Source organism: Micromonospora sp. KC213, assembly GCF_004348325.1.
GTDB lineage: Bacteria > Actinomycetota > Actinomycetes > Mycobacteriales > Micromonosporaceae > Micromonospora.
On record NZ_SMKF01000016.1, the window covers coordinates 13,543 to 39,566 of the forward strand.

At 68.5% G+C, this 26,024-nt stretch carries 28 protein-coding genes and 3 tRNA genes; all 31 read right to left on the reverse strand.

The features are described 5' to 3' along the window. Positions 1 to 71 precede the first annotated feature (71 nt). The 31 genes from rpsQ to E1166_RS06555 all read right to left on the reverse strand — a co-directional run bounded on the left by rpsQ (position 72) and on the right by E1166_RS06555 (position 25,969). The gene (rpsQ, locus tag E1166_RS06405; protein WP_091262798.1) at positions 72 to 347 is read right to left on the reverse strand and encodes a 30S ribosomal protein S17; all 276 of its coding nucleotides are present in this window, start codon (positions 345 to 347) and stop codon (positions 72 to 74) included. After that, entirely contained in the window at positions 344 to 580 is a 237-nt protein-coding gene (gene rpmC, locus E1166_RS06410) for a 50S ribosomal protein L29 (RefSeq protein WP_013288628.1), read from the reverse strand. The genes rpsQ and rpmC overlap by 4 nt, the downstream gene beginning before the upstream one ends. Further along, a complete protein-coding gene (gene rplP, locus E1166_RS06415) occupies positions 580 to 1,005 on the reverse strand; it encodes a 50S ribosomal protein L16 (RefSeq protein ID WP_007465292.1) in 426 nt (141 codons plus the stop codon). Before rplP ends, rpmC begins: the two co-directional genes overlap by 1 nt. A 3-nt stretch (positions 1,006 to 1,008) precedes the next feature. Beyond that, positions 1,009 to 1,878, reverse strand: coding sequence for a 30S ribosomal protein S3 (gene rpsC / locus E1166_RS06420; RefSeq protein ID WP_132336630.1), 870 nt, complete (start codon positions 1,876 to 1,878; stop codon positions 1,009 to 1,011). Beyond that, positions 1,878 to 2,333, reverse strand: coding sequence for a 50S ribosomal protein L22 (gene rplV / locus E1166_RS06425; protein WP_132265333.1), 456 nt, complete (start codon positions 2,331 to 2,333; stop codon positions 1,878 to 1,880). The genes rpsC and rplV overlap by 1 nt, the downstream gene beginning before the upstream one ends. A 40-nt stretch (positions 2,334 to 2,373) precedes the next feature. Further along, entirely contained in the window at positions 2,374 to 2,655 is a 282-nt protein-coding gene (rpsS, locus tag E1166_RS06430; RefSeq protein WP_088647003.1) for a 30S ribosomal protein S19, read from the reverse strand. A gap of 12 nt (positions 2,656 to 2,667) precedes the next feature. Then, a complete protein-coding gene (rplB, locus tag E1166_RS06435; protein WP_132265331.1) occupies positions 2,668 to 3,507 on the reverse strand; it encodes a 50S ribosomal protein L2 in 840 nt (279 codons plus the stop codon). A 12-nt stretch (positions 3,508 to 3,519) separates the two neighbouring features. Further along, on the reverse strand, positions 3,520 to 3,822 hold the full coding sequence (gene rplW, locus E1166_RS06440) for a 50S ribosomal protein L23 (RefSeq protein ID WP_067301418.1): 303 nt from the start codon (positions 3,820 to 3,822) through the stop codon (positions 3,520 to 3,522). After that, positions 3,819 to 4,469 carry a 50S ribosomal protein L4 gene (rplD, locus tag E1166_RS06445; protein ID WP_132265329.1) on the reverse strand — a complete coding sequence of 217 codons (651 nt, stop codon included), beginning with the start codon at positions 4,467 to 4,469 and terminating at the stop codon, positions 3,819 to 3,821. Before rplD ends, rplW begins: the two co-directional genes overlap by 4 nt. Further along, entirely contained in the window at positions 4,466 to 5,131 is a 666-nt protein-coding gene (rplC, locus tag E1166_RS06450; protein WP_132265327.1) for a 50S ribosomal protein L3, read from the reverse strand. The genes rplD and rplC overlap by 4 nt, the downstream gene beginning before the upstream one ends. Before the next feature lie 11 nt (positions 5,132 to 5,142). Beyond that, the gene (gene rpsJ, locus E1166_RS06455) at positions 5,143 to 5,451 is read right to left on the reverse strand and encodes a 30S ribosomal protein S10 (RefSeq protein WP_007073037.1); all 309 of its coding nucleotides are present in this window, start codon (positions 5,449 to 5,451) and stop codon (positions 5,143 to 5,145) included. 355 nt (positions 5,452 to 5,806) lie between these two features. Then, entirely contained in the window at positions 5,807 to 7,000 is a 1,194-nt protein-coding gene (gene tuf / locus E1166_RS06460) for an elongation factor Tu (RefSeq protein WP_132265325.1), read from the reverse strand. 222 nt (positions 7,001 to 7,222) lie between these two features. After that, positions 7,223 to 9,319, reverse strand: a complete 2,097-nt coding sequence (fusA, locus tag E1166_RS06465) for an elongation factor G (RefSeq protein WP_132265323.1) — start codon at positions 9,317 to 9,319, stop codon at positions 7,223 to 7,225. Between the two features lie 75 nt (positions 9,320 to 9,394). After that, positions 9,395 to 9,865 carry a 30S ribosomal protein S7 gene (gene rpsG / locus E1166_RS06470; RefSeq protein ID WP_132265321.1) on the reverse strand — a complete coding sequence of 157 codons (471 nt, stop codon included), beginning with the start codon at positions 9,863 to 9,865 and terminating at the stop codon, positions 9,395 to 9,397. A gap of 1 nt (position 9,866) precedes the next feature. Beyond that, a complete protein-coding gene (gene rpsL, locus E1166_RS06475) occupies positions 9,867 to 10,241 on the reverse strand; it encodes a 30S ribosomal protein S12 (RefSeq protein WP_007465318.1) in 375 nt (124 codons plus the stop codon). A gap of 472 nt (positions 10,242 to 10,713) precedes the next feature. Beyond that, entirely contained in the window at positions 10,714 to 11,094 is a 381-nt protein-coding gene (locus E1166_RS06480; protein WP_132336668.1) for a hypothetical protein, read from the reverse strand. Positions 11,095 to 11,740: 646 nt separating this feature from the next. After that, entirely contained in the window at positions 11,741 to 12,109 is a 369-nt protein-coding gene (locus tag E1166_RS06485; protein ID WP_132336632.1) for a hypothetical protein, read from the reverse strand. Positions 12,110 to 12,190: 81 nt separating this feature from the next. After that, the gene (locus E1166_RS06490) at positions 12,191 to 16,078 is read right to left on the reverse strand and encodes a DNA-directed RNA polymerase subunit beta' (protein ID WP_132336634.1); all 3,888 of its coding nucleotides are present in this window, start codon (positions 16,076 to 16,078) and stop codon (positions 12,191 to 12,193) included. 123 nt (positions 16,079 to 16,201) lie between these two features. Next, the gene (locus E1166_RS06495; RefSeq protein WP_132336636.1) at positions 16,202 to 19,633 is read right to left on the reverse strand and encodes a DNA-directed RNA polymerase subunit beta; all 3,432 of its coding nucleotides are present in this window, start codon (positions 19,631 to 19,633) and stop codon (positions 16,202 to 16,204) included. A gap of 587 nt (positions 19,634 to 20,220) precedes the next feature. Then, complete coding sequence (gene rplL / locus E1166_RS06500) at positions 20,221 to 20,607, reverse strand: 50S ribosomal protein L7/L12 (protein ID WP_132270149.1); 387 nt, start codon at positions 20,605 to 20,607, stop codon at positions 20,221 to 20,223. 55 nt (positions 20,608 to 20,662) lie between these two features. Next, entirely contained in the window at positions 20,663 to 21,208 is a 546-nt protein-coding gene (rplJ, locus tag E1166_RS06505) for a 50S ribosomal protein L10 (protein ID WP_132270151.1), read from the reverse strand. Positions 21,209 to 21,556: 348 nt separating this feature from the next. Then, on the reverse strand, positions 21,557 to 22,273 hold the full coding sequence (rplA, locus tag E1166_RS06510) for a 50S ribosomal protein L1 (protein WP_132270282.1): 717 nt from the start codon (positions 22,271 to 22,273) through the stop codon (positions 21,557 to 21,559). Positions 22,274 to 22,356: 83 nt separating this feature from the next. Next, positions 22,357 to 22,788: a 50S ribosomal protein L11 gene (gene rplK / locus E1166_RS06515; RefSeq protein ID WP_132270280.1), complete on the reverse strand. Its 432-nt coding sequence runs from the start codon at positions 22,786 to 22,788 to the stop codon at positions 22,357 to 22,359. Between the two features lie 196 nt (positions 22,789 to 22,984). Next, positions 22,985 to 23,707, reverse strand: a complete 723-nt coding sequence (gene nusG / locus E1166_RS06520; protein ID WP_132270278.1) for a transcription termination/antitermination protein NusG — start codon at positions 23,705 to 23,707, stop codon at positions 22,985 to 22,987. A 38-nt stretch (positions 23,708 to 23,745) separates the two neighbouring features. Further along, a complete protein-coding gene (secE, locus tag E1166_RS06525; protein ID WP_132270275.1) occupies positions 23,746 to 24,135 on the reverse strand; it encodes a preprotein translocase subunit SecE in 390 nt (129 codons plus the stop codon). A 213-nt stretch (positions 24,136 to 24,348) separates the two neighbouring features. Then, a tRNA-Trp gene (locus tag E1166_RS06530) sits at positions 24,349 to 24,421 on the reverse strand. Positions 24,422 to 24,537: 116 nt separating this feature from the next. Next, positions 24,538 to 24,930 carry a MaoC/PaaZ C-terminal domain-containing protein gene (locus E1166_RS06535; protein WP_132336638.1) on the reverse strand — a complete coding sequence of 131 codons (393 nt, stop codon included), beginning with the start codon at positions 24,928 to 24,930 and terminating at the stop codon, positions 24,538 to 24,540. A gap of 1 nt (position 24,931) precedes the next feature. Continuing rightward, a complete protein-coding gene (locus E1166_RS06540; RefSeq protein WP_132270270.1) occupies positions 24,932 to 25,378 on the reverse strand; it encodes a MaoC family dehydratase N-terminal domain-containing protein in 447 nt (148 codons plus the stop codon). A 119-nt stretch (positions 25,379 to 25,497) separates the two neighbouring features. Beyond that, positions 25,498 to 25,665 carry a 50S ribosomal protein L33 gene (gene rpmG / locus E1166_RS06545; protein ID WP_132270267.1) on the reverse strand — a complete coding sequence of 56 codons (168 nt, stop codon included), beginning with the start codon at positions 25,663 to 25,665 and terminating at the stop codon, positions 25,498 to 25,500. Positions 25,666 to 25,797: 132 nt separating this feature from the next. Next, positions 25,798 to 25,870 (reverse strand) — tRNA-Met (locus E1166_RS06550). Between the two features lie 26 nt (positions 25,871 to 25,896). Next, positions 25,897 to 25,969: transfer RNA gene (locus E1166_RS06555), tRNA-Thr, on the reverse strand. Between the last annotated feature and the right edge of the window lie 55 nt (positions 25,970 to 26,024).

Sequence of the window (26,024 nt, forward strand, 5' to 3'; positions counted from 1 at the left end):
CGGCCGCCCGCGGGCGGCCGGAGCCTGGCGGAACCTGCGCCCGACCGATGCCGGCCGAGCTCGAGCCTTCGCTACTTGGCCTTCTCGAGGATCTCCACGAGCCGCCACCGCTTGGTGGCGGAGAGCGGCCGGGTCTCCATGATCAGGACCCGGTCGCCGATGCCGGCCGAGTTCTGCTCGTCGTGCACCTTCAGCTTGCTGGTCCGGCGCATGATCTTGCCGTACAGCGCGTGCTTGACCCGGTCCTCGACCTCGACCACGACGGTCTTTTCCATCTTGTCGCTGACTACGAGGCCCTCACGCACCTTACGGCGGGCCCGCGCGGCGGCGGTGGTGTTCTCGCTCATGATGCAGTCACCTCAGTCGGCGCGGCCGAGAGCCCCAGCTCGCGCTCACGCATGATCGTGTAGATCCGGGCGATCTCCCGACGGATGACCTGCAGCCGCCGGTTGTTGTCCAGCTGCCCGGTTGCGGCCTGCACGCGGAGGTTGAACAGCTCCGCCTTGGCCTCGCGCAGCTTCGTGACCAGCTCCTCCTCGGAGAGCTCACGCAGCTCGGAAGGCTTGACGCCCGCTGCCATCAGGATTCACCCACTTCGCGCGTCACAATGCGGCACTTCATCGGGAGCTTGTGGATCGCGCGACGCATCGCCTCTCGCGCGATCTGCTCGTTGGGGAAGGACATCTCGAAGAGAACCCGCCCCGGCTTCACGTTGGCGACCCACCACTCGGGCGAGCCCTTACCGGAACCCATCCGGGTTTCCGCCGGCTTCTTGGTCAGGGCCTGGTCCGGGAAGATCGTGATCCAGACCTTGCCGCCACGCTTGATGTGGCGGGTCATCGCGATACGCGCCGACTCGATCTGGCGGTTGGTCACGTACGCCGGCTCGAGAGCCTGGATCCCGAACTCGCCGAACACCACCCGGTTACCACCCTTGGACGCGCCACTGCGGTCCGGGTGGTGCGGCTTGCGGAAGCCCTTCGGGGGCTTGCGCGGCATCAGCATCTGTCAGCCCTCCTGCTGCGTTTCTGCCGGCTGAGTCGCGGCTGCGGCCACGGCCCCGGCGTCGACCGGCTCACCGGCCGGCGTCTCCGCCTGCTGCGCGATGGTGGTCGCGGCAGCCCGGCCGGCCTCGGTGCCACCGGCGGTCGTGCCGGACGAACCCGACCGGCCACGGCGCGGCCGCTCGGGGCGGTCGCCACGGTCACGGCGCGGGCGGGACGGGCCGGTCTCGGCCGGAGCCTCCCGGCCCGGGACGGCGTCGCCCTTGTAGATCCAGACCTTCACGCCGATCCGGCCGAAGGTGGTCCGGGCCTCGAAGAAGCCGTACTCGATGTTGGCCCGCAGCGTGTGCAGCGGGACCCGACCCTCGCGGTAGAACTCGGTCCGGCTCATCTCGGCGCCGCCGAGGCGGCCCGAGACCTGGACCCGGATGCCCTTGCAGACCGGGTTCTTCATCGCCGACTGCATCGCCTTGCGCATCGCACGGCGGAAGCTGACCCGGCTGGAGAGCTGCTCGGCGACGCCCTGGGCGACCAGCTGCGCGTCCGACTCGGGGCTCTTCACCTCGATGATGTTCAGCTGGACCTGCTTGCCGGTGAGCTTCTCCAGCTCGCCGCGGATCCGGTCGGCCTCCGCACCCTTACGGCCGATGACGATGCCCGGCCGGGCGGTGTGGATGTCCACGCGGACCCGGTCCCGGGTGCGCTCGATGTCGACCTTGGAAATGCCGGCGCGCTCCAGGCCCTTGGACATCATCCGGCGGATCTTGACGTCCTCGCCGATGTAGTCCTTGTAGAGCTTGTCTGCGAACCAGCGGGACTTCCAGTCGGTCGAGATGCCGAGCCGGAACCCAGTGGGGTGAACCTTCTGACCCATTACTCGGCACCCTCCGTCGTGCTCTGCCCCTCAGCCGCCCCGGCCTGGTTCGCCGGCTCGGCCTTCTTCGCCGACTTCTTCGGCGCGGCCGGCGCGACCGCCTCCACCGCCACGGTGATGTGGCAGGTGCGCTTGCGGATCCGGTACGCCCGGCCCTGCGCCCGCGGCCGGAACCGCTTCATCGTCGGGCCCTCGTCGACGAACGCCTCGCTGACGAGCAGCGCGTCGGGGTCCAGCCGCTCGTTGTTCTCCGCGTTGGCGATCGCGCTCGCGAGCACCTTGTACACCTGCTCGCTCGCAGCCTGCGGCGCGAACTGCAGCACCGTGAGCGCCTCCTTCGCGGGCAGGCCGCGGACGAGGTTGACCACCCGGCGCGCCTTCATCGGCGAGATGCGCACGTGTCGCGCAACCGCCCGCGCGCCCGGAAGCACCGGAGCGTCGCCCTTTCCTGGCATCGCTGTAACCCCTTGTTCCTCTATCCGTATGCCCGCGGCGTCAGCGCCGGCGGCTCTTCCGGTCGTCCTTCTCGTGACCCTTGAACGTGCGGGTCAGCGCGAACTCGCCGAGCTTGTGCCCGACCATGGCCTCGGTCACGAACACCGGGACGTGCTTGCGTCCGTCGTGCACGGCGATCGTGTGCCCGAGCATCTCGGGAATGATCGTCGAGCGCCGCGACCAGGTCTTGATGACGTTCTTCGAGCCCTTGTCGTTCTGCGTCTCCACCTTCTTGAGCAGGTGGTCGTCGATGAACGGGCCCTTCTTCAGGCTGCGAGGCATGCTCTATCTCCCTCAGCCGCGCTTACGCGTGGCGTAGCGGCGGCGGACGATCAGCCGGTCGCTCGGCTGGCCCTTACGACGGGTGCGGCCCTCGGGCTTACCCTGCGGGTTGACCGGGTGGCGGCCACCGGAGGTCTTACCCTCACCACCACCGTGCGGGTGGTCGACCGGGTTCATCGCGACACCACGGACGGTCGGGCGCTTGCCCTTCCACCGCATCCGGCCGGCCTTACCCCAGTTGATGTTCGACTGGTCGGCGTTGCCGATCTCGCCGATGCTCGCGCGGCACCGCACGTCGACCCGCCGGATCTCGCCGGACGGCATGCGCAGGGTCGCGTACGCGCCCTCCCGGCCGAGCAGCTGGATGCCGACGCCGGCCGAACGGGCCAGCTTGGCGCCACCACCCGGACGAAGCTCCACGTTGTGGATCGTCGTACCGACCGGGATGTTGCGCAGCGGCAGGTTGTTGCCCGGCTTGATGTCCGCGCTCGGGCCCGACTCGACCGCGTCGCCCTGCTTCAGGTCCTTCGGCGCGAGGATGTAGCGCTTCTCGCCGTCGGCGTAGTGCAGCAGCGCGATGCGCGCGGTGCGGTTCGGGTCGTACTCGATGTGGGCGACCTTCGCCGGCACGCCGTCCTTGTCGACCCGCTTGAAGTCGATCAGACGGTACTGCCGCTTGTGCCCACCGCCGTGGTGCCGGGCGGTGATCCGACCGTGGGCGTTGCGACCGCCCTTCTTCGGCAACGGAGCCAGTAGCGACTTCTCCGGCGTCGACCGGGTGATCTCGGCGAAGTCGGCGACGCTGGAGCCACGCCGGCCCGGCGTCGTCGGCTTGTACTTACGGATAGCCATTGTCTACACCCCTCAGCTGACCGGGCCGCCGAAGGCCTCGATACGGTCACCGTCAGCCAGCTTCACGATCGCCCGCTTGGTCGCCTTGCGCTGACCGAAGCCGGTCTTGGTGCGCTTGCGCTTGCCCTGGCGGTTGAGCGTGTTGACCGTCAGGACGCGGACGTTGAAGATCTGCTGGATAGCGATCTTGATCTCGGTCTTGTTGGCGTCCGGGTGCACCAGGAAGGTGTACCAGTTCCGGTTCAGCTCGCTGTAGCTCTTCTCCGAGACGACCGGCGCGACGATGACGTCCCGCGGGTCGGCGATCGTGCTCACTTGCCATCCTCCTCGGTGGTCTCGGCGGGAACACCGAGGAACTCGTCCAGGGCGTCCTTGGTGAAGACCACGTCGTCGGCCACCAGCACGTCGTACGTGTTGAGCTGGCCGGCCTCGATCAGGTGCACCCGCGGCTCGTTGCGCAGCGACACCCAGTTCAGCTCGTCGGTGCTGCTCAGCACGACCAGGACGCGCCGGGCGTCGGTCAGCTTCGTCAGCGTGGCCAGCGCGGCCTTGGTCGACGGCTTCTCGCCCGAGACGAACGCCTCGACGACGTGCACCTGGCCGGCGCGGGCCCGGTCGGAGAGGGCGCCACGCAGGGCGGCGGCCTTCATCTTCTTCGGGGTCCGCTGGCTGTAGTCACGCGGAACCGGGCCGTGCACCACGCCACCGCCGGCGAACTGCGGCGCGCGGATCGAACCCTGGCGGGCCCGTCCGGTGCCCTTCTGCTTGTACGGCTTCTTGCCGCCACCGGCGACCTCGCCGCGGGTCTTGACCTTGTGCGTACCCTGCCGGGCCGCCGCGAGCTGAGCCACCACTACCTGGTGCATCAGCGCGATGTTGGCCTGGACGTCGAAGATGTCGGCGGGCAGCTCGACGGAGCCGGCCTTGGTGCCTTCGACGCTGAGAACGTCAACGGTGGTCACTTGGCCGCACCGCCCTTCTTCACCTTGCTCTTGGCCGCGGTACGGACCAGGACCAGCGCGCCCTTCGGGCCGGGGATGGCGCCGCGGACGAGCAGGAGGTTGTTCTCGGTGTCCACCGCCTGGACGGTCAGGTTCTGGACGGTGTAGCGCACGCCGCCCATCCGACCCGCCATCCGGGTGCCCTTGAAGACGCGACCCGGGGTGGCGCAGGCGCCGATGGAGCCCGGTGAGCGGTGCTTGCGCTCCACACCGTGGCTGGCGCGCAGACCGTGGAAACCGTGCCGCTTCATCGGGCCGGCGTAGCCCTTGCCCTTGGTCTTGCCGGTGACGTCGATGACGACGCCCACCGGGAACTCCTCGACCGTGACCTCCTGGCCCGGCGAGTAGTCCGCGGCGTCGACGGTGCGCAGCTCGACGATGTGCCGGCGCGGCGCCACGTCCGCCTTCGCGTAGTGCCCGCTGATCGGCTTCTTGACCTTGCGCGGGTCGATCGTGCCGTAGGCGAGCTGGATGGCGGAGTACCCGTCCTTCTCGGCGCTACGAACCTGGCTGACGACGCACGGGCCGGCCTGCACCACGGTCACGGGAACAACCTTGTTGTTGTCCCAGACCTGGGTCATGCCGAGCTTGGCGCCCAGGATCCCCTTGACTTGCCTGTCCATCTGTCCGGTCCCTACAGCTTGATCTCGATGTCGACGCCAGCCGGCAGGTCGAGGCGCATGAGCGAGTCGACCGTCTTCGGGGTCGGGTCGATGATGTCGATCAGCCGCTTGTGCGTGCGCATCTCGAAGTGCTCGCGCGAGTCCTTGTACTTGTGCGGCGAGCGGATAACGCAGAAACGGTTGATCTCCGTGGGCAGCGGCACCGGGCCCGCGACCTGCGCCCCGGTACGCGTCACCGTCTCGACGATCTTCCGAGCCGAGGAGTCGACGACCTCGTGGTCATAGGCCTTGAGCCGGATGCGGATCTTCTGTCCCGCCATGGTGGCTTCTGTTCCTTCTCTCGATGCCGCTGTGTTGCGGGCACCTGTACCGGCTGGCACAGGCCCACTTCGCCGACCCCCGCGGTCGGGCGTGTCGCGCCCTCGGATCAGGCTCCGCCCCGGGACTCCGGAGCGACTCTCCTGACCACGCGGTGGGTCAAGGCGCCGATCGCATCACAGCGATCTGGACGCCGTGCGAGGGTGGTTGATCACCAGGGGTGATCAACCACCCGACGCGCGACTGTTGGTCTTCCCGGAGGTCCAGCTTGCACCGGACGCGGGCGACTAACCGTCGTTACGCAACCTGACTAGTATGCCGCACGACCGGCGGCGACGCTAATCGGGGTTACCCAGCTCACTTGATGATCTTGGTGACGCGACCAGCGCCGACCGTACGACCACCCTCGCGGATCGCGAACTTGAGGTTCTCCTCCATCGCGATCGGCTGGATGAGCTTCACGGTCATGGTGGTGTTGTCGCCCGGCATGACCATCTCGGTGCCCTCAGGCAGCGTGACGACGCCGGTGACGTCCGTGGTCCGGAAGTAGAACTGCGGACGGTAGTTCTGGAAGAACGGGGTGTGCCGGCCGCCCTCCTCCTTGGAGAGGATGTAGACCGTGGCCTCGAACTCCGTGTGCGGGGTCGTGGTGCCCGGCTTGATGACGACCATGCCGCGCTCGACGTCCTCGCGCTTGATGCCGCGCAACAGCAGACCGACGTTCTCGCCCGCGCGAGCCTCGTCGAGCAGCTTGCGGAACATCTCGATGCCGGTGCAGGTGGTCTTCATCGACTTCTCACGGATGCCGACGATCTCCACCTCCTCGTTCGGCTTGAGGATGCCGCGCTCCGCGCGACCGGTGACGACGGTGCCACGACCGGTGATCGTGAAGACGTCCTCGATCGGCATCAGGAACGGCTTCTCGGTCTCGCGCTCCGGCTGCGGGATCGCGGTGTCGACAGCGTTCATGAGCTCCAGCAGGCGCCCGGTCCACTCCGGGTCGCCCTCCAGGGCCTTGAGCGCCGAGACCCGGACGACCGGCAGGTCGTCACCCGGGTAGTCCTGGTTCGACAGCAGCTCACGCACCTCGAGCTCGACGAGCTCCAGGAGCTCCTCGTCGTCGACCATGTCGCTCTTGTTGAGCGCCACGACGATGTACGGCACGCCGACCTGGCGGGCCAGCAGCACGTGCTCGCGGGTCTGCGGCATCGGGCCGTCGGTCGCCGCCACCACCAGGATCGCGCCGTCCATCTGGGCGGCACCGGTGATCATGTTCTTGATGTAGTCGGCGTGACCGGGGCAGTCGACGTGCGCGTAGTGACGCGCCTCGGTCTGGTACTCGACGTGCGCGATGGAGATCGTGATGCCGCGGGCCTTCTCCTCCGGCGCCTTGTCGATCTCGTCGAACGGCGTGTACGGGTTCAGGTCCGGGAACTGGTCGTGCAGGACCTTGGTGATGGCCGCCGTCAGCGTCGTCTTACCGTGGTCGATGTGACCAATGGTGCCGATGTTGACGTGCGGCTTAGTCCGCTCGAACTTCGCCTTCGCCACTGGTGTCCTCCTGTGGACTTCTTGGTTCGTTCGCCCCGGCGCGCCGATTGGCGCTTAGGACTCTGTCGACAGCCTTTCCGGCCTGGCGGCCGGAGAGCTTTGGTGGGTTCTGCGGCGATGAAGCCTACAGGCCCGGTCTCACACAACCCGATCGAGGTGGCCGCGGACGGGGAGCGCCCTCCCACGACCAGCCTCGAACCATCGGATCAACTCAGGTGAGCGTCACTCACCAGTCGCCTTGGCGATGATCTCCTTCGCCACGCTCTGCGGAACCTCGGCGTAGGAGTCGAACTGCATGCTGTAGCTAGCCCGGCCCTGGGTCTTCGACCGCAGGTCGCCGACGTAGCCGAACATCTCCGACAGCGGCACCAGGGCCCGGACGATACGAGCGCCGCTGCGCTCCTCCATCGCCTGGATGATGCCGCGCCGGGAGTTGAGGTCGCCGATGACGTCACCCATGTTCTCCTCCGGAGTGGTGACTTCAACGGCCATCATCGGCTCGAGGAGCGCGGGGTCGGCCTTGCGGGCCGCCTCCTTCATCACCATCGAACCGGCGATCTTGAATGCCATCTCCGACGAGTCGACCTCGTGGTACTGGCCGTCCAGCAGCGTCAGCTTGACACCCACCAGCGGGAAGCCGGCGAGGATGCCGTACTGCATCGCGTCCTGGGCGCCCGCGTCCACGGAGGGGATGAACTCCCGGGGGATGCGGCCACCGGTGACGGCGTTGGCGAACTCGTAGGTCGGCGACTCGTTGTCCAGCGGCAGCGGCTCGACGCTCACGATGACGCGGGCGTACTGGCCGGAACCACCGGTCTGCTTCTTGTGGGTGTACTCGATCTTCTCCACCTTGCGGCGGATCGTCTCGCGGTACGCCACCTGCGGCTTGCCGATGTTCGCCTCGACGTTGAACTCGCGGCGCATCCGGTCGACCAGGATGTCCAGGTGCAGCTCACCCATGCCGGAGATGACCGTCTGACCGGTCTCCTCGTCCAGCTTGACGCGGAAGGTCGGGTCCTCCTCGGCCAGCCGCTGGATGGCGGTGCTGAGCTTCTCCTGGTCGGCCTTGGTCTTCGGCTCGATGGCGACCTCGATGACCGGCTCCGGGAAGGTCATCGACTCCAGGATGACCGGGTTCGCCGGGTCGCACAGCGTGTCACCGGTGGTGGTCTGCTTGAGACCCTGCACCGCGATGATGTCGCCAGCCTGGGCCGAGCCGCGCTCTTCCCGCTTGTTGGCGTGCATCTGGTAGATCTTGCCGATCCGCTCCTTGCGGTCCTTGGTGGAGTTGACCACCTGGGTACCGGTCTCGACCACGCCGGAGTAGACCCGGACGTAGGTGAGCTTGCCGAGGTGCTTGTCGGTCTGGATCTTGAAGGCCAGGCCGGCGAAGGGCTCCGACTTGGACGGCTTCCGCTGCATCGGGGTCTCGCCGTCGGTGGCCGTACCCTCGATCGCCGGAACGTCCAGCGGCGACGGCAGGAAGTCGACGACGGCGTCGAGCATGGGCTGCACGCCCTTGTTCTTGAACGCCGAGCCGCAGAGCACCGGGTTGGCCTTGCTGGCGATGGTGGCCCGACGGATGGCGGCCTTGATCTCCTCGACGGAGATCTCCTCGCCCTCCAGGTACTTCTCCATCACCGCGTCGTCGACGTCGGCCAGGGTCTCCATCAGCTTCTCGCGCCACTCCGCCGCGGAGTCGGCCAGCTCGGCCGGGATCTCCTCGATGGCGTAGTCCTCACCCTTCTGGGTCTCCCCGCGCCAGGTGAGGGCGCGCATGCCGATCAGGTCGACGACACCGATGTGGTCGCCCTCGAGGCCGATCGGGATCTGGAGCACCAGCGGGGTGGCGTTGAGCCGGTCGATCATCATCTGCACGCAGCGGAAGAAGTCGGCACCGGTCCGGTCGAGCTTGTTGACGAAGCACATCCGGGGGACGTGGTACTTGTCGGCCTGACGCCAGACGTTCTCCGTCTGCGGCTCCACGCCGGCGACACCGTCGTAGACCGCGACCGCACCGTCCAGCACCCGCAGCGACCGCTCGACCTCGACCGTGAAGTCGACGTGACCGGGCGTGTCGATGATCTGGATCGTGTGGCCCTTCCACTCACACTTGGTGGCAGCGGAGGTGATGGTGATACCACGCTCCTGCTCCTGCTCCATCCAGTCCATGACGGCAGCGCCCTCGTGGACCTCACCGATCTTGTACGTGATACCGGTGTAGAAGAGGATCCGCTCGGTGGTAGTGGTCTTACCGGCATCGATGTGCGCCATGATGCCGATGTTGCGTACGTTGGCGAGCGCGTCTGCGGCGGCCACTTCAATCCCTACTTATCGTCGTCTCGACACAACTGGTTGCGGTTCCGGCGCCGGCCCGGCGCCGGAACCAGGGTGTTACCAGCGGTAGTGCGCGAAGGCCTTGTTCGACTCGGCCATCTTGTGCGTGTCCTCGCGCCGCTTGACGGCGGCGCCCAGACCGTTGCTCGCGTCCAGCAGCTCGTTCATCAGCCGCTCGATCATCGTCTTCTCGCGGCGGGCGCGGGAGTAGCTGACCAGCCAGCGCAGCCCGAGGGTGGTCGCCCGGGCGGGGCGGACCTCAACCGGCACCTGGTAGGTCGCGCCACCGACCCGGCGGCTGCGGACCTCAAGGGTCGGCTTGACGTTGTCCATCGCGCGCTTGAGCGTGACGACCGGGTCGGTGCCGGTCTTCTCGCGGCAGCCCTCAAGGGCCGCGTACACGATGCGCTCGGCGAGCTGACGCTTACCGCGCATGAGGATCTTGTTCACCAGCTGGGTGACCAACGGCGAGTTGTACACCGGGTCAGCGACCAGCGGCTTCCGCGGAGCGGGTCCCTTACGCGGCATGTCAGCTCTTCTCCTTCTTCGCGCCGTAGCGGCTGCGCGCCTGCTTGCGGTTACGGACGCCCTGCGTGTCCAGCGAACCGCGGACGATCTTGTAACGCACGCCGGGGAGGTCCTTCACCCGGCCACCGCGGACGAGCACGATCGAGTGCTCCTGCAGGTTGTGACCCACGCCCGGGATGTAGGCGGTCACCTCGATCTGGCTGCTGAGCTTGACACGCGCGACCTTGCGGAGCGCGGAGTTCGGCTTCTTGGGGGTGGTGGTGTACACGCGGGTGCACACACCGCGCCGCTGAGGGGACCCCTTCAGCGCCGGGGTCTTGGTCTTGGTCGTCTTGGCCTGGCGGCCCTTTCGGACCAGCTGCTGAATGGTGGGCACCGGGTTTCTCCGCTCCCTTCGGTCGCCGCGAGGCGACCGCGCCGTCTGCTCGTTAGCCGACCTGATGGACGGCTCTCCTACATTCCAACCAGGGCCACCTAGCGGAGGTCCCAGCACCCGCGGTCGGGCGTGTCGCCCAGATCACGGTCCCCGGCGTTGTCGCTCACGCGTCCGCACCGGATGTGTTCACCGGCGCACGGCGGGCCGCGTACCGGGTCTTTGACTGTGTCGTGCCGCCACCTGATCGCTGGAAGAACCGGATCATGCGCACGCACGAGTCGCCCAGGAAGGCCCGGGCACAAGGGGAAAGAGTACCTATCACAGCCTCGCAGGTCAAAACGGATCGGTCCGACGGATCTCAGATCCCGCCGGTCACCCCGCCCGTCGTGCCTGCTCACCCGTGATGGGCACCTACACACCCGAGTGTACCGGCTGCCCGCCGAAGCGGCCCGTCGGCCCCGGGGGACCGATGTCACGCGAACTGCAACAGCAGCGCCAGTCCCAGGCCCGACAGGCCGAGCAGGCATCCGGCCGCGCCGCAGCTGATCCCCGCCACGGCGAGACCCCGGCCGGTGAACCGGACCGCCGGCGGCGGTGCGACTCGACGGATCTGCCGCCGGCCGAGCAGTCCGGCGACGATCGCCGCGGCGCCGGCCAGCACACCCGGCACCGTGAACGCCCCGGCCGCCCAGGCCCCGCCGAGCCGCGCTCCGGCGACCCCGAAGCAGATCACCACCAGGGAGACCACGATCGACCCGACGCCGGCCACCAGCGAGCCCACCGCCGGGCCGGAGGTCACCGCGGGCACGTCGAGATGGACCACGCCGAAGGGCGTACCGGGGACCGGGTCCACCCGCTTCGGCGGGCGCGGCGTCTCCTGCGGGGGCGGCGGCAGCGGCCGCAAGCCGTGCGCCGGTGGCGGCCACCCGGGTGCCGGCGGCCCACCCGGGTACGCCCCGACCGGCGCGCCCGGCTGCCCCGGATGACCCGCCGGCTGCCGGCCCGGGTAGGCCCCGAAGTGCCCGCCTGGCTGGTACGGGTGGAGCCCGCCCGGCTGGTACGGGTGCGGGCCGGCCGAGATGGGGGGCGGCCCGTACGGAGCGAACTGCGGAGCGTACCCGGGGGCGGGGGTCTGCGGAAAAGCGCCGGCACCAGCGGCGTGACCTTCGTCGACACGCCCCTGGCCCTGGTCGCCGTCGGGCGGCGGGGCCGCCCAGGGCGACCGGCCACCGTCCTGCCCCGGCGAGACCGGCCCGGTCGGGGCGGGACCGGCGGGCACCACGGGACCGGGCGGGGTGGGAGCCGGCGCATCGGCGCCGGGAGCGACGACCTGCGGTGACTGCGCGGGCCGGCCGCCCGGGTCGGCTCCCGACGGCGACGCCGGTTCCGTCACGTGAACCTCCTGGGAAGCTGTGGGTCCAGCGCTCGCGCGGCGGACATCGGCCAGGCTACCGCCGGCGCGCACGGCCGACCCGCCGCGCGGGCGGCCGTCACCGGGATCAGTCGACGTTCGGGGCGAAGTCCCGCCCGAAGGGCGCCTCGGCGTAGCGGACCACACCGATCACCACCAGGGTCACCACGGCCAGCGCGGCCAGCACCAGGCCGGTCCAGGCCAGCCGTTCCCCGCGCCGCAGCCGGGCGGCCCCGGTGAGGTACCCGCCGGAGGCGTACGCCTCGCGCCGGGCCTCGCGGGCGAGGTGGAGCGCGACCGTCGCCGGCACCACACCGCCGACGAACAACCCGGTGAGCGCCGCCATCAGCCCGAGGGCGAAGACCGCGCGCGCCTTCGACGCCGGTGCCGGGTCCGGGTCGAGCGGATGGCGGGGCGGCTGGTACACCACGGGCACCTGCCCGGGAGCGGTCGTCATGCTCCCATCATGCCCCGGCTCGCCCGCCCACACCTGCGACGAGGCCCCCGGCGGTTGCCGGGGGCCTCGTCAGGAACTACGTCAGCGGTACGACCCGAAGTCGAAGTCGTCCAGCGGCACCGCCTGGCCGCTGGCCGGCCCGAAGCCGTAGTCGGTCTCCGGGTAGCCGGTCATCGAGTAGACCTTGGCCTTCGCCTCCTCGGTCGGCTCGACCCGGACGTTGCGGTACTTGCTGATGCCCGTACCGGCCGGGATGAGCTTACCGATGATCACGTTCTCCTTGAGGCCGACGAGCGAGTCGCTGCGGGAGTTGATCGCCGCGTCGGTCAGCACCCGGGTGGTCTCCTGGAAGGAGGCCGCCGAGAGCCAGGAGTCGGTGGCCAGCGAGGCCTTGGTGATACCCATCAGCACCGGGCGACCGGCGGCGGGCTCGCCGCCCTCGGAGACGAGTCGGCGGTTCTCCGACTCGAACAGCGCCCGGTCGACCAGCACGCCCGGCAGGAACTCGGTCGAGCCGGAGTCGATGACCGTCACCCGCTTGAGCATCTGCCGGATGATGATCTCGATGTGCTTGTCGTGGATGAGCACACCCTGCGAGCGGTAGACCTCCTGGACCTCCTGCGTCAGGTGGACCTGGACCGCGCGCGGGCCGAGGATGCGCAGCAGCTCGTGGGGGTCGATGGTGCCCTCGGTGAGCTTCTCGCCGACCTCGACGTGGTCGCCGTCGTGGGCCCGCAGGCGGACCCGCTTGGAGATCTTGTCGTACACGATCTCGTCGCTGCCGTCGTCCGGCACCACGATGATCTTGCGCGACCGCTCGCCGTCCTCGATCCGGACCCGACCCGGGGTGTCGGCGATCGGCGCCTTGCCCTTCGGCACCCGGGCCTCGAAGATCTCCGTGACCCGGGGCAGACCCTGGGTGATGTCCTCACCCGCGACACCACCGGTGTGGAAGGTCCGCATCGTCAACTGCGTACCGGGCTCACCGATCGACTGGGCGGCGATGATGCCGACCGCCTCGCCGACGTCCACGGTCTTGCCGGTCGGCAGCGAGCGGCCGTAGCACGCACCGCAGACACCCAGCTTCGACTCGCAGGTGAGCACGCTGCGCACCCGGACCGTCTCCACCCCGGCCGCGACGATCTTGTCAACCAGAATGGAGTTCAGGTCCGAACCCCGCTCGGCGACCACGGTGCCGTCCGGCCCCTTGATGTCGTCGGCCAGGGTACGGGCGTGCACGCTGGTCTCGACGTGCTCGTGGGTGACCAGCCGGCCGTCCAGACGCTGCCCGATCTGCATCGGGATCGCCCGGTCGGTGCCGCAGTCCTCCTCGCGGATGATGACGTCCTGCGAGACGTCCACCAGCCGTCGGGTCAGGTAACCCGAGTCGGCGGTCCGCAGCGCGGTGTCGGCCAGACCCTTACGGGCACCGTGCGTGGAGATGAAGTACTCCAGCACGGACAGGCCCTCCCGGTACGAGGCCTTGATGGGCCGCGGGATGATCTCGCCCTTCGGGTTGGCCACCAGACCACGGATCGCCGCGATCTGCCGGAGCTGGAGCAGGTTACCGCGGGCACCCGAGTTGATCATCTTCCACAGCGGGTTCTCCTGCGGCAGCGCGGTGTCCATCTCCTTGGCGACCTCGTTGGTCGCGTTGGTCCAGATGGAGATCAGCTCGCTACGGCGCTCCTCGGCGGTGATCAGACCGCGCTGGTACTGGCGGTCGATCTTGTCGGCATCCGTCTCGTACCGCGCCAGGATCTCCGCCTTGCGCGGCGGAGCGATGACGTCCTCCATGCCGATGGTGACGCCGGACCAGGTCGCCCAGTGGAAGCCGGCCTCCTTGAGGCCGTCCAGGGTGGCGGCCAGGGCCACCTTCGGGAAGCGCTCGGCGAGGTCGTTGACGATCGCGGAGAGCTGGCCCTTGCGGATCTCGTAGTTCACGAAGCGGTAGCCCTGCGGCAGCGTCTCGTTGAACAGGACCCGGCCGAGCGTGGTCTCCACCGTCAGCGGGTCGCCCTCGACCCAGCCCTCGGGCGCGATCCACGGCTCGGCGCCGGCACCGTTGTCGACGTCGGTCACGCCCCGCAGCCGGATCCGGACCGGCGACTGCAGGTGCAGCTCACCGTTGTCGAAGGCCATCCGCGCCTCGGCGTCCGAGCTGAACGCCCGACCCTCGCCCTTCGCACCGGGGGTGAGGTGCGTGAGGTGGTACAGGCCGATGACCATGTCCTGGGTGGGCATGGTGACCGGCTTGCCGTCCGCCGGCTTGAGGATGTTGTTCGACGAGAGCATCAGGATCCGCGCCTCGGCCTGGGCCTCGGCGGACAGCGGCACGTGCACCGCCATCTGGTCGCCGTCGAAGTCGGCGTTGAAGGCGGTGCAGACCAGCGGGTGGATCTGGATCGCCTTGCCCTCGACCAGCTGCGGCTCGAAGGCCTGGATGCCCAGACGGTGCAGGGTGGGGGCACGGTTGAGCAGCACCGGGTGCTCGCCGATGACCTCTTCCAGCACGTCCCACACGACCGGCCGCTGCCGCTCGACCATCCGCTTGGCGGACTTGATGTTCTGCGCGTGGTTGAGGTCGACCAGCCGCTTCATGACGAACGGCTTGAACAGCTCCAGCGCCATCTGCTTGGGCAGGCCGCACTGGTGCAGCTTCAGCTTCGGGCCGACCACGATGACCGAACGGCCGGAGTAGTCGACGCGCTTGCCGAGCAGGTTCTGCCGGAACCGGCCCTGCTTGCCCTTGAGCATGTCCGACAGCGACTTCAGCGGGCGGTTACCCGGACCGGTGACCGGCCGGCCACGACGGCCGTTGTCGAACAGCGCGTCGACGGCCTCCTGGAGCATCCGCTTCTCGTTGTTGACGATGATCTCGGGCGCACCGAGGTCGATCAGCCGCTTGAGGCGGTTGTTCCGGTTGATGACCCGGCGGTACAGGTCGTTCAGGTCGGAGGTGGCGAAGCGGCCACCGTCGAGCTGCACCATCGGGCGCAGGTCCGGCGGGATGACCGGGACGCAGTCGAGCACCATGCCGAGCGGCGAGTTGCGGGTATTCTGGAAGGCCGCGACGACCTTCAGCCGCTTGAGGGCTCGGATCTTCCGCTGGCCCTTGCCGGAGCGGATGGTCTCGCGCAGGCTCTCGGCCTCGGCGTCGAGGTCCATGTTCTGGACCAGGGCCTTGATGGCCTCGGCGCCCATGCCGCCGGTGAAGTACTCGCCGAAGCGGTCCCGCAGCTCGCGGTAGAGCAGTTCGTCGGTGACCAGCTGCTTCGGCTCGAGCTTGCGGAAGGTTTCCAGCACCTCGTCGAGACGGTCGATCTCGCGCTGGGCCCGGTCGCGGATCTGGCGCATCTCGCGCTCTCCGCCCTCCTTGACCTTGCGCCGGACGTCCGCCTTCGCGCCCTCGGCCTCCAGCTCGGCCAGGTCGGCCTCGAGCTTGGCGGCCCGCTTCTCGATCTCCGAGTCGCGGCTGTTCTCGGACTGCCGCTTCTCGGCCAGGATCTCGTTCTCGATGGTCGAGAGGTCGCGGTGACGCGCCTCGGCGTCCACGCTGGTCACGACGTACGAGGCGAAGTAAATGATCTTCTCGAGGTCCTTGGGGGCGAGGTCCAGCAGGTAGCCCAGCCGGCTCGGCACGCCCTTGAAGTACCAGATGTGGGTCACCGGAGCGGCGAGCTCGATGTGCCCCATCCGCTCCCGGCGCACCTTGGAGCGGGTCACCTCGACGCCGCAGCGCTCGCAGATGATGCCCTTGAAACGGACCCGCTTGTACTTACCGCAGTAGCACTCCCAGTCCCGCTGCGGACCGAAGATCTTCTCGCAGAAGAGCCCGTCCTTCTCCGGCTTGAGGGTGCGGTAGTTGATCGTCTCAGGCTTCTTGACCTCACCGTGCGACCACTGACGGATGTCGTCGGCGGTGGCGAGGCCAATGCGCAGCTCGTCGAAGAAGTTGACGTCGAGCACTATGTCCCCTATGTCGTCGTCTTTACAGCTAGATCATGGGCGGGGTTCGGGGGCCGACCGACCCGCGTCGGGATCAAGCCTGACCGCCCAGAGCGGGTCGGTCGGCCCCCGAACCTCCACCACTTACACCTCTTCGACCGAGCTCGGCTCGCGCCGGGACAGGTCGATGCCCAGCTCCTCCGCAGCCCGGAACACCTCGTCGTCGGTCTCGCGCATCTCCAGAGCCACACCGTCGCTGGAGAGCACCTCGACGTTGAGGCACAGCGACTGCAGCTCCTTGAGCAGCACCTTGAACGACTCCGGGATGCCCGGCTCGGGGATGTTCTCGCCCTTGACGATCGCCTCGTAGACCTTCACCCGGCCGAGGACGTCGTCGGACTTGATCGTCAGTAGCTCCTGCAGGGCGTACGCGGCGCCGTACGCCTGCATCGCCCAGCACTCCATCTCACCGAAACGCTGGCCACCGAACTGCGCCTTACCACCCAGCGGCTGCTGCGTGATCATCGAGTACGGGCCGGTCGACCGTGCGTGGATCTTGTCGTCGACCAGGTGGTTGAGCTTCAGGATGTAGATATAGCCGACCGCGATCGGATCCGGCAGCGGCTCGCCGGACCGGCCGTCGAACAGCTGCGCCTTGCCGGAGGAACCGATCAGCTGCTTGCCGTCCCGGTTGGGCAGGGTCGACGAGAGCAGACCGGAGATCTCCTCCTCGCGGGCACCGTCGAAGACCGGCGTGGCCACGTTGGTGTCCGGCTCGGACTCGTGCGCCTCGATCGAGCGGAGCTGGCGCTTCCACTCGGCGTCGTCGCCGTCGACCTTCCAACCGGTCTTGGCCACCCACCCCAGGTGGGTCTCCAGGACCTGACCGATGTTCATCCGCGACGGCACACCCAGCGGGTTCAGCACGATGTCGACCGGGGTGCCGTCCTCCAGGAACGGCATGTCCTCGACCGGCAGGATCTTGGAGATGACGCCCTTGTTGCCGTGCCGGCCGGCGAGCTTGTCACCGTCCTGGATCTTGCGCTTCTGGGCGACGTAGACCCGGACCAGCTCGTTGACGCCCGGCGGCAGCTCGTCCCCGTCCTCGCGGGAGAAGGTACGCACACCGATGACCGTGCCGGTCTCGCCGTGCGGCACCTTCAGCGAGGTGTCGCGCACCTCGCGCGCCTTCTCGCCGAAGATCGCGCGGAGCAGCCGCTCCTCCGGGGTCAGCTCGGTCTCACCCTTCGGGGTGACCTTGCCGACCAGGATGTCACCGGGGACGACCTCGGCGCCGATCCGGATGATGCCGCGCTCGTCGAGGTCGGCGAGCATCTCCTCGCTGACGTTCGGGATGTCCCGGGTGATCTCCTCCGGGCCGAGCTTGGTGTCCCGCGCGTCGACCTCGTGCTCCTCGATGTGGATCGAGGTGAGCACGTCCTGCTGCACGAGGCGCTGCGACAGGATGATCGCGTCCTCGTAGTTGTGGCCCTCCCAGCACATGAACGCCACGAGCAGGTTGCGCCCGAGCGCCATCTCGCCCTCGTCGGTGCACGGACCGTCGGCGATGACCTGACCGGCCTCGACCCGGTCGCCCTCGAAGACGACCGGCTTCTGGTTCACGCAGGAGCCGGCGTTGGAGCGGCGGAACTTGTGCAGCAGGTACGTCCGGCGGTGGCCGTCGTCCTGGTGGATGGTGATGTAGTCGGCGCAGAGGTCCTCGATGACCCCGCCGACCTCGGCCACCACCACGTCACCGGCGTCGACCGCGGCGCGGTACTCCATGCCGGTGCCGACCAGCGGCGCTTCGGCCTTGACCAGCGGCACGGCCTGGCGCTGCATGTTCGCGCCCATCAGCGCGCGGTTGGCGTCGTCGTGCTCGAGGAACGGGATCATCGCGGTCGCGACGGAGGTCATCTGCCGCGGCGAGACGTCCATGTAGTCCACGGCGCCCGGCGCGACGTCCTCGGTCTCGCCACCCTTACGACGGACCAGGACGCGGTCCTCGGCGAAGGTGCCGTCCGCCTTCAGCGGGGCGTTGGCCTGCGCCTTGACGAACCGGTCCTCCTCGTCCGCGGTCAGGTAGTCGATCTGGTCGGTGACCCGACCCTCGACGACCTTCCGGTACGGCGTCTCGATGAAGCCGAACGGGTTGACCCGGGCGAAGGTGGACAGCGCGCCGATCAGACCGATGTTCGGGCCTTCCGGCGTCTCGATCGGGCACATCCGGCCGTAGTGGGACGGGTGCACGTCGCGGACCTCGAAGCCGGCCCGCTCCCGGGACAGACCACCCGGGCCGAGCGCGCTCAGCCGCCGCCGGTGGGTCAGGCCCGCCAGCGGGTTGGTCTGGTCCATGAACTGGGACAGCTGCGAGGTGCCGAAGAACTCCTTGATCGCCGCCACCACCGGGCGGATGTTGATCAGGGTCTGCGGCGTGATCGCCTCGACGTCCTGGGTGGTCATCCGCTCACGGACGACCCGCTCCATCCGGGACAGACCGACCCGGACCTGGTTCTGGATCAGCTCGCCGACCGTACGCAGGCGCCGGTTGCCGAAGTGGTCGATGTCGTCGGCCTCGTAGCCCTCCTCACCGGCGTGCAGCCGGCAGAGGTACTCCACGGTGGCGACGATGTCGTCCTCGGTGAGCGTGCCCGTGGTGATCGGCACGTTCAGCTGGAGCTTCTTGTTGAACTTGTACCGGCCGACCTTGGCGACGTCGTACCGCTTCGGGTTGAAGAAGAGGTTGTCGAGCAGGGTCTGCGCGTTCTCGCGGGTCGGCGGCTCGCCGGGGCGGAGCTTGCGGTAGATGTCGAGCAGGGCCTCGTCCTGGCCGGCGATGTGGTCCTTCTCGAGCGTGGTCATCATCAGCTCGGACCAACCGAACCGCTCGCGGATCTGCTCCGCGGACCATCCGATGGCCTTGAGCAGCACGGTGACGGCCTGCCGACGCTTGCGGTCGATGCGGACGCCGACCGTGTCGCGCTTGTCGATGTCGAACTCCAGCCAGGCACCCCGGCTCGGGATGACCTTGACGCTGGAGAGGTCGCGGTCGGAGGTCTTGTCCGGCTGCTTGTCGAAGTAGACGCCCGGAGACCGGACGAGCTGGCTGACCACGACGCGCTCGGTGCCGTTGATGATGAAGGTGCCCTTCGGCGTCATCATCGGGAAGTCACCCATGAACACCGTCTGGCTCTTGATCTCGCCGGTGGTGTTGTTGGTGAACTCCGCGGTCACGAACAGCGGGGCGCAGTAGGTCAGGTCCTTCTCCTTGCACTCCTCGATCGAGGCCTTGACCTCGTCGAAGCGCGGAGCCGAGAAGGAGAGCGACATGGTGCCGGAGAAGTCCTCAATGGGACTGATCTCGTCGAGGATCTCCGCGAGACCCGAGCGTGCGTGCGGGTCGTCCGCCGACCGGCCCTGCCAAGCCTCGTTGCCGACGAGCCAGTCGAAGGACTCGTTCTGGATGGCGAGGAGGTTGGGGACCTCGAGGTGTTCGGTGATCCTGCCGAAAGAAACTCGGCGGGGCGCGAATGCGCTCGACGTACGACTGGTCTTCGCAGGGCGGGAAGCTGCCAAGATGCGTCCTTCCGAGGACCGGTGCTGCAGAACGGCTGGTACGCGTGCACTCCAATGACCCCACCAGAAATATCCATAAACGGACATTTCCGAGCAGGGGTCAATTCGGAAGGCAGCGCAAACTAGCAGTGTAGCCGAGAGGCTAACCGCTGTCCAGCCCATCCCGCAGGTCGCCGCGGAACGCGCCTCGGGACCCTGAAAAACCGGGTCTCACCGGGCCGCTCGGAACGCGTCGTCCCTGCCGGACCGCTCGGGTCACGACGATGGTGCTGCCGCTGGCACTACCCGAGAGGAGGCCGTCGCAAGCGCGGAAGGTCTTGCTGGTGTCAGCGTGCCTGGCAGGCCCGTGTCACGTCAAGGGCCGGCCGTGCCCGCCATCCTCTTTCCCAGCGGCGGGCCACCGCCCCGTCCCGCCCTCAGACCGTATGTCGGGCGCCGGAAGTCCTGCTCACGCCGCTGCCGCCGGTGAGCTACCAACCAACAGCGGGCGGTGACCCGTTTCCGGATCACCGCCCGCTGCGACGCGGCGCGCGTCCGGCTCACGTGAGCCGGACGCGCGCCGAGAGTCGACCAGAGGCCGACTCAGGTCACTTGAGGGTGACCTTGGCGCCCTCGCCCTCGAGCTTGGCCTTGGCCTTCTCGGCGGTCTCCTTGTTGACCTTCTCCAGAACCGCCTTCGGAGCGGCCTCGACCACGTCCTTGGCCTCCTTGAGGCCCAGGCCGGTCAGCTCACGCACGACCTTGATGACCTGGATCTTCTTGCCCCCGTCGGCCTCGAGGACGACGTCGAACTCGTCCTTCTCCGGCTCGGCCTCGGCGGCCGGGCCAGCCGGGCCAGCCGGGCCGGCGATGGCGACCGGAGCGGCCGCGGTGACCTCGAAGGTCTCCTCGAACTGCTTCACGAACTCGGAGAGCTCGATCAGCGTCATCTCTTTGAACGCGTCGAGCAGCTCTTCGGTGCTGAGCTTCGCCATGTCTGGCGTCCTTTCCTGAATGGTTTAACTAAGAACGTGGGTGCGCCGGGTGACCTCAGGCCGCCTCGGCGCCCTCCTTCTCGCGCTTGTCCTGCAGGGCGGCCGCCAGACGGGCGGTCTTGGAGAGCGGAGCCTGGAACAGGGCCGCGGCCTTGCTCAGGTTGCCCTTCATCGCGCCGGCCAGCTTGGCCAGCAGCACCTCACGGGACTCCAGGTCGGCGAGCTTCGTGACCTCGGCCGCGGAAATGGCCTTGCCCTCGAAGACACCGCCCTTGATGACGAGCTTCGGGTTGGCCTTCGCGAAGTCGCGAAGCCCCTTCGCCGCCTCGACGACGTCGCCCGAAACGAAAGTCAGCGCGGTAGGACCGGTGAACAGCTCGTCGAGGCCGGAGATGCCCGCATCCGTCGCGGCACGCTTCGCCAGCGTGTTCTTGGCGACGGTGTAGGTGGTCTCCTTGCCGAGCGAGCGCCGCAGCTGGGTGAGCTGGGAAACCGTCAGACCACGGTACTCGGTGAGCACCGCGGCACCCGCGTTGCGGAAGCTCTCGGTCAGCTCAGCGACGGCCGTGGCCTTGTCGGCCCGGATCGGCTTGTCCGCCATGTCCCTCCTCTCTCGTTACTCGGAGCTGGTCGCCGTCATCGGGCCGGTCGGCCCTGTCGACAGCGGCGTAGGCATCACGACAACGAGAAAAGCCCCGGCGCAGGGCGCACGGGGCGAGGGCCGGCGAGATGGACACGGTCGACGGACCGCGTACACTACCGATTTTCGCTTACCGCCCTGCGCGGGTCGCCCGTCATCGTGGGACCTTCGACCGTGCCGGGGCACGGTGACCAGCGGTCTCTGGGTGGAACTTCGCCCCAAGGTTACGTCACCCCGGTGCTGGGTGCGCGGGCGAACGGAAGGGGCCCCACCACGGCGTGGCGGGGCCCCTTCCGGTACGGGCGCGGGTCAGGCCTCGGCGCCGGCCTCCTGGAGGTTCTTCACCACGTTCGGGTCGACCGGAACGCCCGGGCCCATGGTGGTGGTCAGGGTGACCTTCTTGAGGTACTTGCCCTTGGCCGCGGACGGCTTGGCCCGCAGCACCTCGTCGAGGACGGCGGCGTAGTTGTCGATCAGCTGAGCCTCGGAGAACGAGGCCTTGCCGATGATCAGGTGCAGGTTGGAGTGCTTGTCCACCCGGAAGGTGATCTTGCCGCCCTTGATGTCCGCGACGGCCTTGGTGACGTCCATGGTCACCGTGCCCGTCTTCGGGTTCGGCATCAGGCCGCGCGGGCCCAGGATCCGCGCGATCCGGCCGATCTTGGCCATCTGGTCCGGAGTGGCGATCGCGGCGTCGAAGTCCAGCCAACCACCCTGGATCCGAGCAACGAGCTCGTCGGTGCCCACCTCGTCCGCACCGGCGGCGGCGGCCTCCTCGGCCTTCGCGCCGGCGGCGAACACGATCACGCGGGCGGTCTTGCCGGTGCCGTGCGGCAGGTTGACCGTGCCGCGGACCATCTGGTCCGCCTTGCGGGGGTCGACGCCGAGGCGCATCGCGACCTCGACCGTGGCGTCGAACTTGACGTTGGTGGTTTCCTTGGCCAGCTTGACGGCCTCGGCGGGGGTGTAGAGCTTCGACCGGTCGATGACCTCGGCGGCCTTGCGGTAGCTCTTGCTGCGCTGCATCTCTGGTTACTCCTGTGGTCTCTGGCGGGCCGCGGCGTCCGCGAACCCTCCCACGAACTGATCGGAAAGAGCGATGACCGAGGTCAGTCGGTGACGTTCAGGCCCATCGACCGGGCGGTGCCGGCGATGATCTTCTCGGCCTGGTCGACGTCGTTGGCGTTGAGGTCGGCCATCTTCTTCTCGGCGATCTCACGCAGCTGGGCGCGGGTCACGGAGCCCACCTTCTCCTTGTGCGGGACGCCCGAGCCCTTCTGCACACCGGCGGCCTTGATCAGCAGCCGGGCGGCGGGCGGGGTCTTCAGCACGAAGGTGAAGGTCCGGTCCTCGTACACGCTGATCTCGGCGGGGACGATGTCGCCCCGCTGGGACTCGGTCTGCGCGTTGTAGGACTTGCAGAACTCCATGATGTTCACGCCGTGCTGGCCGAGCGCGGGACCGACCGGCGGCGCCGGAGTGGCCTGGCCCGCCGGCAGCTGAAGCGTGAACGTCTTGACGAGCTTCTTCTTCGGAGGCATGTCTCTTCCTGGGGCTTGGAACTGGAATATTCACCGGCCGCGGACGCGCACGGTCAACGCGGTACGACAACGGCGACGTTCTAGCCTAGCGCAACACTCCGCCGCCCGTCCGTCGAGGTCCGTCCAGCTTCGCCGCCAGCAGCCGGAACGAGTACGCCGGCGGAGGGCTGCTGCCCACCGCCGGCGACCGGGCGTGTCAGATCTTGGTGACCTGGTTGAAGTTCAGCTCGACCGGAGTCTCCCGGCCGAAGATCGACACCAGCACCTTGAGCTTCTGCTGGTCGGCATTGATCTCGCTGATCGTCGCCGGCAGCGACGCGAACGCGCCGTCGGTGACGGTGACCGAGTCACCGACCTCGAAGTCGAGAACCCTGACCTCGGGCTTGGCTTTCTTCTCCACGGCCTCGACCGTCGGAGCCAGCCACTTCAGCACCTCGTCCAGACTCAGCGGCGCGGGTCGGTCGGCCCGATCGGTCGCACCCACGAAGCCGGTGACCCCGGGGGTGTTGCGCACGCAGGAGTAGGACTCGGCGGTCAGCTCCATCCGGACCAGGATGTAGCCGGGGAAGACCTTGGCCTGGACCTGGGACCGCTTGCCGTTCTTGACCTCGACCTCTTCCCGGGTCGGCACCTCGACCTGGTAGATGTAGTCCTCCATGTCGAGGGACGTGATCCGGGTCTCGAGGTTGGTCTTCACCTTGTTTTCATAACCGGCGTACGAGTGCACCACGTACCAGTCGCCGGGCGCGTAGCGCAGCTTCTGGCGCAGTTCGGCGACCGGGTCGTAATCCTCCTCCGGCGCCGGCTCGGTGGCCGGGAACTCCGGCTCGCTGGCGGCCTCGACCGACTCGTCACTGGCCGCCGTCGCCACCGTGGACTGCTCGCCCGTGGTCTCGGCGGTCTCGTCGTACTCAGGCACGCTCGCTCACTTCCGTCACTATCGGCTCAGTCGGCCGGTCAGCTGGGGTTGCCGAAGACCCACAGCACGCCCTTCGCGAACGCGAAGTCAAGCAGGCCCACGATCGTCAGCACCACCGCGACGAACGTCACCACCACGGCCGTGTAGGTCAGCAGCTCCTTGCGGGTCGGCCAGATGACCTTACGCAGCTCGGCGACCACCTCGCGGAAGAAACGCGCGATGCGGGCGAAGAGCCCCACCTTGTCGGTCTCGGTGCGGGTCTTCGGCTTGCTGTCGGCCGCCCGCTCACGGGTCGCGGTACCGCCCCGGGAGACTGGCTCGTCCGCGCCGGTGGCGTCGTCGTCGGCGGCCACCTCGTCAACGATCTCGTCGCCGTCGCGCAGACCGTCGTCGCCGGCGTCCTCGCCGCGCCGCTTGCTGTCGGCCACTTCGCCCTCCGTCGCGGGTATCGGGTCGTACGCCGATGCGGCGTACGCGGCGCTGGTCACGCCGGCCGGACCAACCGTCCCGCGACGGGCCGCGGCCGGCGGACCGGACGAAGGTGCCCCGAATGCCTCGGAGCCACCCCGCCGATGCCACCACCACGGGCCGGACGCCGCCGTTTGGCGGCGCGACCCACGGGAACGGTCAGGCCTGAGGCGCAGGGGTGACAGGACTTGAACCTGCAGCCTGCGGTTTTGGAGACCGCTGCTCTGCCAATTGAGCTACACCCCTGTGCGGCGACGCTCGCCCCGCTCGACCTACGCGGCCGGGCAGGGTTCACTTGCCCCACGGCGGACCAGTGTACGGGTAGTGCCCCGACTTTCCCAACCGGTACCGCCCATCACCGCTCAGCGCGGCGTCCTCACCGTCGCCCGGGCCTGCGACAGGACTTTCTCACCACGGCAGGTCGCCGTCACGTCGAGCCTGGTCAGGCCCGCCTCGGTGACCTCCTTCACCACGGCGGCGACCTCGATCTCGGTGCCCTCGTCGTCGTCCGGCACCACGACCGGCCGGGTGAACCGCACCCCGAAGTCGACCACCGCGTCGGCCGCGCCGGCCCAGGTGGTCACGGCCCGGCCGACCAGCGCCATGGTGAACATCCCGTGGGCGATCACCCCGGGCAGGCCCACCGCGGTGGCGATCCGGTCGCTCCAGTGAATCGGGTTGAAGTCACCCGAGGCACCCGCGTAGCGGACCAGGTCCGCCCGGGTGACCCGGAAGGTCTGGGTGGGCAACTCCATGTCAGGCCTCTCCGCGTACGACGAGCTTGGACCAGACGGCGACCACCGGCTCACCGGCGGCGTCGGTCACCTCGGTGCGGGTGGTCAGGAAGCCGTGCCCGCCCCGGTTGGTGACCTCCTCGATGGTGTTGACGCAGACCAGTTCGTCCCCGGCCACCACCGGTCGGGTGTACGCGAAGCGCTGGTCGCCGTGGACGACCCGGCTGTAGTCGACGCCGAGCTCCGGGTCCTCGACGATCTGCCGGCTGGCCGCCATGGTGATCAGCACGGGGAAGGTCGGCGGGGCGACCACGTCCGGATGACCCAGCGCCCGGGCCGCCGCCGGGTCGTGGTGGGCGGGATCGGTGGCGCCGATGGCGGTGGCGAACTCGCGGATCTTTTCTCGGCCCACCTGGTAGGGGGCGGTCGGCGGATAGGTCCGGCCGACGAACGACGGGTCCAGGGACATGCCGCCGAACCTACACGCACAGCACGAACGCCGATCCGTACGGGAGGCGCGGCTGTCGCCACGCCGTCGTACGGATCGGCGTTCGGGTGTTGTCGCGGGACCGGGCCGAGGCCCGACGGTCAGCGGGTCTCGCGGTGGAGCGTGTGCTTGCCCTCCCGGGGGCAGAACTTCTTCAGCTCGATGCGGTCCGGGTCATTGCGGCGGTTCTTGCGCGTGATGTAGTTGCGCTCCTTGCACTCCACACACGCCAAAGTGATCTTCGGCCGGACATCGGTCGCCTTCGCCACGGCGGAGTGCCTTCCTCGCTAACGGGTGACAACTACAGCGCATCAGCCTACGCGGTCAATGCGCGGACATGCAAAGTGGGCGCCCATGGCGCCCGTTTCACCGACCACCGGGATGTGCCCGGAGGACGAGAGTAGCGGTGGCCGGACTTGAACCGGCGACACAGCGATTATGAGCCGCTTGCTCTGCCATCTGAGCTACACCGCCGCAGGCGGGTCCAGCCGGACCCTCTGAGCCCCCTTACGGAATCGAACCGTAGACCTTCTCCTTACCATGGAGACGCTCTGCCGACTGAGCTAAGGGGGCCTACCCGATCACCCCGGAGGGCGTCGCGCAGGAGACACATTACACGGCCTCGGGC

Excerpts from the sequence above, each read along its gene's own strand:
- rpsG (WP_132265321.1), bottom strand. The coding sequence starts at position 9,865 with ATGCCGCGTAAGGGACCCGCTCCGCGGAAGCCGCTGGTCGCTGACCCG.
- rpsQ (WP_091262798.1), bottom strand. The coding sequence starts at position 347 with ATGAGCGAGAACACCACCGCCGCCGCGCGGGCCCGCCGTAAGGTGCGT.
- rpmC (WP_013288628.1), bottom strand. The coding sequence starts at position 580 with ATGGCAGCGGGCGTCAAGCCTTCCGAGCTGCGTGAGCTCTCCGAGGAG.
- rplV (WP_132265333.1), bottom strand. The coding sequence starts at position 2,333 with ATGCCAGGAAAGGGCGACGCTCCGGTGCTTCCGGGCGCGCGGGCGGTT.
- rplB (WP_132265331.1), bottom strand. The coding sequence starts at position 3,507 with ATGGCTATCCGTAAGTACAAGCCGACGACGCCGGGCCGGCGTGGCTCC.
- rplJ (WP_132270151.1), bottom strand. The coding sequence starts at position 21,208 with ATGGCGGACAAGCCGATCCGGGCCGACAAGGCCACGGCCGTCGCTGAG.
- rplL (WP_132270149.1), bottom strand. The coding sequence starts at position 20,607 with ATGGCGAAGCTCAGCACCGAAGAGCTGCTCGACGCGTTCAAAGAGATG.
- rplK (WP_132270280.1), bottom strand. The coding sequence starts at position 22,788 with ATGCCTCCGAAGAAGAAGCTCGTCAAGACGTTCACGCTTCAGCTGCCG.
- rpsS (WP_088647003.1), bottom strand. The coding sequence starts at position 2,655 with ATGCCTCGCAGCCTGAAGAAGGGCCCGTTCATCGACGACCACCTGCTC.
- rplC (WP_132265327.1), bottom strand. The coding sequence starts at position 5,131 with ATGGACAGGCAAGTCAAGGGGATCCTGGGCGCCAAGCTCGGCATGACC.
- E1166_RS06540 (WP_132270270.1), bottom strand. The coding sequence starts at position 25,378 with ATGTCCCTGGACCCGTCGTTCGTCGGCCGGACCTATCCGCCGACCGCC.
- rpsC (WP_132336630.1), bottom strand. The coding sequence starts at position 1,878 with ATGGGTCAGAAGGTTCACCCCACTGGGTTCCGGCTCGGCATCTCGACC.
- rpsJ (WP_007073037.1), bottom strand. The coding sequence starts at position 5,451 with ATGGCGGGACAGAAGATCCGCATCCGGCTCAAGGCCTATGACCACGAG.
- E1166_RS06535 (WP_132336638.1), bottom strand. The coding sequence starts at position 24,930 with ATGGAGTTGCCCACCCAGACCTTCCGGGTCACCCGGGCGGACCTGGTC.
- E1166_RS06485 (WP_132336632.1), bottom strand. The coding sequence starts at position 12,109 with ATGACGACCGCTCCCGGGCAGGTGCCCGTGGTGTACCAGCCGCCCCGC.
- rplP (WP_007465292.1), bottom strand. The coding sequence starts at position 1,005 with ATGCTGATGCCGCGCAAGCCCCCGAAGGGCTTCCGCAAGCCGCACCAC.
- rplA (WP_132270282.1), bottom strand. The coding sequence starts at position 22,273 with ATGCAGCGCAGCAAGAGCTACCGCAAGGCCGCCGAGGTCATCGACCGG.